The organism is Methylobacterium sp. B1 (assembly GCF_000333255.1).
Taxonomy (GTDB): domain Bacteria; phylum Pseudomonadota; class Alphaproteobacteria; order Rhizobiales; family Beijerinckiaceae; genus Methylobacterium; species Methylobacterium fujisawaense.
This window is the reverse complement of record NZ_BACT01000440.1, coordinates 1-4,669: the sequence shown is the minus strand read 5'-3', so window position 1 is coordinate 4,669 and position 4,669 is coordinate 1. Positions and strand designations below refer to the sequence as shown.

Below are 4,669 nucleotides of genomic sequence, written 5' to 3'. Positions count from 1 at the left end.
AACGGACATTCCGGAACCTCGTGTGCAATTTCCTGAAGGCAGGGAACCAGGCCAACCAGCGCAACGTCAACCTGACCCGGTCGGCCGTCGCACATCTCGCCCGCCAGCCCTGGCGGGGCAACATCCGCCAACTCGCCAACTTCATCGAGCGGCTCGTCTTGCTGGCCAGCGAGGGCGTTCTCGACGTCGACGACCTGCAGCCGATGCTTGGGGGCGTGACTGTCTCGGGGGCGGTTGCGCCGGGACCGGCACGGCACATCGTGCCGACAGGGGGAGACCCGGTCCATGCGATGGGCGGCCTTCGGCCCTATCTGCCCGCCGACTCGCACGATGGCGCGCAGTTGCGCCTGGCCCTCACGCAAGCGGGTGGCAACAAGACCCGCGCCGCGCAGAGGCTTGGCCTCACCGAGCGCCAGTTCTCCTACCGCTGGCGGAAGCTCCAGCCGATGGCCTAACCAGCCTCGCCCAAGTCCGACAATGTCGACACAATGTCGACATTCACTGTCGCAACCGGGCGATCAAATCACCGCGGCCCTCACCTAAGAATTTGGAAAACCTGGATTTTCAAAGATAATTCCCGGTTCGGCCATCCTGGCATCTGCCTTGCGCAAGTCCTTCCGAGCCGCCCCCGACAATTGCGGGGCTGAGCCGGAAGGAACACCAGATGAGCGCGAGCGCCGCCCCGAAGACCGTCACCACCTACCTGCGTCCGATCGACCGCGACGGCCTGATGCAGTTCGCCGAGAAGGGCCGCTGCAATCCCGGCTCGCGCGGCACCAACAAGGTGCACACGGTCGTCGACGGCCAGTACCGCACCCTCAGCTACGTCGGCGACCATGCGCCCGTCGTGGTCGACGAGCCGCTGCATCTGTTCGGCGAGAACACCGCGCCGGCGCCCGGCGAGATCGCGCTCTCCGCCCTCGGCGGCTGCCTCGCGGTCGGAATCACCGCGGTGGCGACCTGGAAGCAGGTGCGCCTCTCCCGCCTGGAGCTCCACCTCGAGGGCGACATCGGCAACCCGGCCGCCTGGGGCGCCGGCGGGGCGGAGAAGAAGCCGGAGGATATGGGCTTTCAGGAGATCCGGGTCGCCGTGACCATCGAGGGCGACGCGACCCGCGAGGCGCTCGACGAGATCGTGCGCCACGCGAACCACTTCTCGCCGGTGGCCAACACCATGCGCAACCCGGTCCCCTTCAAGATCGGACTGGCCGATTGAGCGCGTCGGCGGGACCCGGCGGGCCCGCCCCCTTTCCCCTTCCTGAGGAGATTGCACGATGTCGAGCGCCCTCGCCCTTCCACCGGCCGGGCCCTCCGTGACGGAGGCGCCGTTCGCGAGCCCGGCCGGCCGCACGTGGACGGACGAGACCGTCCTCGCCGAGACGACGGCCATTGCCGACGGGCCCCCTGGGCGCGGCGGCGAGCAAGATCGACCACGGCGCGTACCCGCTCGACATCATGGCAGGCTTCGGAGACGCAGGCGCGCTCGGCGTCCATCTCGACCGGCACGGCGCGCGCGTCGGCCTGGCCATCGCCGCCATGCAGGCGGCGAGCCGGGCCTGCGGCGCCACCGGCTTCCTGATGTGGTGCCACGATGTCTGCGGCCTCTACCTGGAGCGCTCGGGCAACCCGGCGCTCTCCGGCGCATTCCTCGACGACCACGTCGCGGGCCGCACCTTCGGCGGCACGGCGCTCTCCAACCCGATGAAGGCGTTCGCCGGGATCGAGCCGATCCTGCTGCGCGCCCGTCGCGTGCCCGGCGGCTACCGGGTCAGCGGCATGCTGCCCTGGGTCAGCCACATCGGCGCCGGCCAGTACTGCGGGGCCATCGCGGGCGTCCTCGGCGCCGGCGACGCCATCAGCCACGAGATCATGTTCCTGCTGCGCTGCGACCGCGCGGAGCTTCGGCCCTGCCCGCACTTCTCCGGCATGGAGGGCACCAGCACCTGGGGCGTGCGGCTCGACGAGTACTTCGTCGGGCAGGACGACCTGATCGCCGATCCGGCCCGGCCCTTTATTGGAGGGATCCGGGGCGCCTTCATCCTGCTCCAATGCGGCATGGGGCTCGGCGTGGCCGAGGGAAGCCTCAACGCCATGCTGGCGGTTGAGGAGACCCTTGGGCACGTCAACCAGTTCCTCGATGACCGCCCCGACACGGTCGCGGCCGAGCTCGCGGAGCTCCGCGCCCGGGTGATGCGGCTCGCCGAGACGCCCTACGATGGCTCGACCGACTACCTGATCGACGTCCTCGACGCCCGGGCCCAGACCGCCGAGCTGGCCCTGCGCGCGTCGCAGTCGGCGCTCCTGCATCAGGGCGCGCGCGGCTACCTGATGTCGGCGGCCCCGCAGCGCCGCGTCCGCGAGGCGCACTTCGTCGCCATCGTCACGCCGGCGATCAAGCACCTGCGCTGGGAGATGGCGCGCCTGTCCCGGGAGGTGCTGCCGAGCGGCACCGGCGTGGGAGGTCGGGCATGACCGTCCTGGAACCCACCGATGGCCTCGGCCCCTGGAAGCAGTTCCTCTGCCGGGCCTGCGGGCTGATCTACGACGAGGGCGAGGGCGATCCCGACAGCGGCCTGGCGCCCGGAACCCGGTTCGCCGACATCCCGGACGATTGGGCCTGCCCGATCTGCGGGGTGACCAAGTCCGACTTCGAACCGTACCGGCGGCGGGCCCCGGTCGCGCCGGTGCCGGCGGCCGCGGCCGCGCAGCGCCGGCCGGGCGTGGTGATCGTCGGCGCCGGTGCCGGGGGATGGGCGGCCGCGGAGGCGATCCGGGCCGAGGACACCCAGGTTCCGATCACACTGGTGACGGCCTGCGGCGGCGACGTCTACCACAAACCGGAACTCTCGGTTGCGCTGGGACGCGGCCTGTCGCCGGACAGGCTGCGTCGGGAGACGGGCGCCGCGGCGGCTGCCCGCCTGGGCCTGCGCCTGATGGCCGACACCGTGGCCGTGGGCCTTTCCCCGGAGCCGCACAGCCTGCGCACCACGCGCGGCACCCTGGGGTACACCGCCCTCGTCCTGGCCCACGGCGCGCGTCCGGCGCTGCCGGCCTGCCTCGACCCGACCCTGTGCTGGCGCGTGAACGACCTCGCGGCCTGGGCCTCCCTGCACGCCGAACTCGCACAGGGCCCCCGTGCCGTCGCGGTGATCGGCGCCGGCATGGTCGGCTGCGAACTCGCGGAGGACCTCGCCCGGGCCGGACACGCCGTGACGCTCGTCGGGATCGGGGCGCTGCCGCTGCCCGAGCTCCTGCCGGACGTGGCGGGCCGCCGGCTCCTGGCCGGACTCGAAGGGCTGGGCGTGCGCTACCGGGCCAACGCCGTCGTGCGCGGCCTCGGCCGCCGGCCGGACGGCGAGGTCGCGCTCACGTTCGCGGACGGGACGATTCTGGTCGCCACGACGGTGATCGCCGCGACCGGGCTCGCCACGCCCTCGCGGCTCGTGCGCGGGGCCGGGCTCGCCTTCGACCGCGGGATCGTCGTCGATCCGGCGACCCTGCGCACGAGCGGCCCCGACATCTTCGCGCTCGGCGACTGCATCAGCATCGCGGGGCGACCCTGCCGCTTCATCGAGCCGGTCGCCCGCCAGGCCGAGGCCATCGCCCACGCGATCCTGGGCCGGGAGCATCCGGGCTACGCGCACGCTTTACCCGTCATCCGTCTGAAGACGCGTTCGACACCGATCGCGCTGCACGGTGCGCCGCTCCCCGGGGAGCCCTGGCACATCGTCGAGCACACCGAGAGCCGGCTCGCGATGGAACAGCGGCGCGACGGCGAGGTCACCGCCTGGCTGGCCGCCTGAGGCGCTGACGATGACGAACGATTTTCACGCAACCGATCCCGCCTTGGCGCAGGCGCACGGGCAGGTCGAGGCCAGTCTCTCGGCCACGACCCCGCGCCCCGCCGTGCACGGCCTCATCGACGAACCGACCCATACCGCAACCTTCGCCATGCACGATCCCCGGAGCCGCGCCGCGGCGGTGATCGACAGCGTGATCGCCCAGGTCGGCGAACAGGGCCGGACCGTCGCGTGGATCCTGGAGACCCCCGGCCACGCCGACCCCCTCTCGGCCGCGCCGCACCTCCGGGAGGGTCTTGGCGGCCGGCTCGGGATCGGGTGCGGCATCCTCCAGGTGCAGGACGCGTGCGGCACGCTGTTCAACGCGGGGACTGAGGTCGCCCGCCCAGGCGCCGCGTTCGACCGGTTGTTCGACGAGGGTGACGGCTTCCGTGACGGTCGGGACGGGAGCGTTCGCGATCGCGGGCGTCTCCCGCGTCTCCCGCGTCGACTGAGCCCTGGTCCCGGCCTTCGCGGAAGGCGCCGGCAGCGGCCGCTCTGGGCTTCCCCGGCCCGCCGCCCGTGCAACCCGCAAGAGCCCGCTCGACACGGTGCCGGTAAGGCTCATCGGAGGTGCCGGCCTCGCGATGCTGCTCCGGTGATCCGGCACGGTTCGACGCTGCCGAGAGACCGTCACCGGCCCACCGTCTCGACCTTCGCCAGCCAGGCGGGGGGATGCTGATCCGAGCGAAGATTTCATGATGCGGCGCGCTTGGCTCCCATGCGGGAGAGGGACAGGGTGAGGGGTCGGGTCTGCCCGAAAGGGGCGCGTCCTGCCGGCGCGTCGCCCCTGAAGCCTCTCGTCCCTCACCCCAACCCTCTCCCGCACG

The 4,669-nt window shown here is 72.1% G+C and carries 4 protein-coding genes and 1 pseudogene; all 5 read left to right on the top strand.

Going from position 1 to position 4,669, the window contains the following annotated elements:
- The coding region (locus I53_RS12860; protein ID WP_286009582.1) for a helix-turn-helix domain-containing protein at nucleotides 1-455 on the top strand (455 nt) is incomplete at its 5' end.
- Between the two features lie 209 nt (nucleotides 456-664).
- Nucleotides 665-1,216 (top strand): OsmC family protein, encoded by a 552-nt coding sequence (locus I53_RS12855; RefSeq protein ID WP_043351282.1) that lies wholly within the window; start codon nucleotides 665-667, stop codon nucleotides 1,214-1,216.
- 58 nt (nucleotides 1,217-1,274) lie between these two features.
- Nucleotides 1,275-2,472 (top strand): annotated as a pseudogene (locus I53_RS12850) (acyl-CoA dehydrogenase family protein).
- Nucleotides 2,469-3,803: an FAD-dependent oxidoreductase gene (locus I53_RS12845; RefSeq protein ID WP_043351278.1), complete on the top strand. Its 1,335-nt coding sequence runs from the start codon at nucleotides 2,469-2,471 to the stop codon at nucleotides 3,801-3,803. The pseudogene I53_RS12850 and the gene I53_RS12845 overlap by 4 nt, the downstream one beginning before the upstream one ends.
- A 10-nt stretch (nucleotides 3,804-3,813) precedes the next feature.
- The gene (locus I53_RS30420; RefSeq protein WP_148291129.1) at nucleotides 3,814-4,521 is read left to right on the top strand and encodes a hypothetical protein; all 708 of its coding nucleotides are present in this window, start codon (nucleotides 3,814-3,816) and stop codon (nucleotides 4,519-4,521) included.
- Nucleotides 4,522-4,669 lie beyond the last annotated feature (148 nt).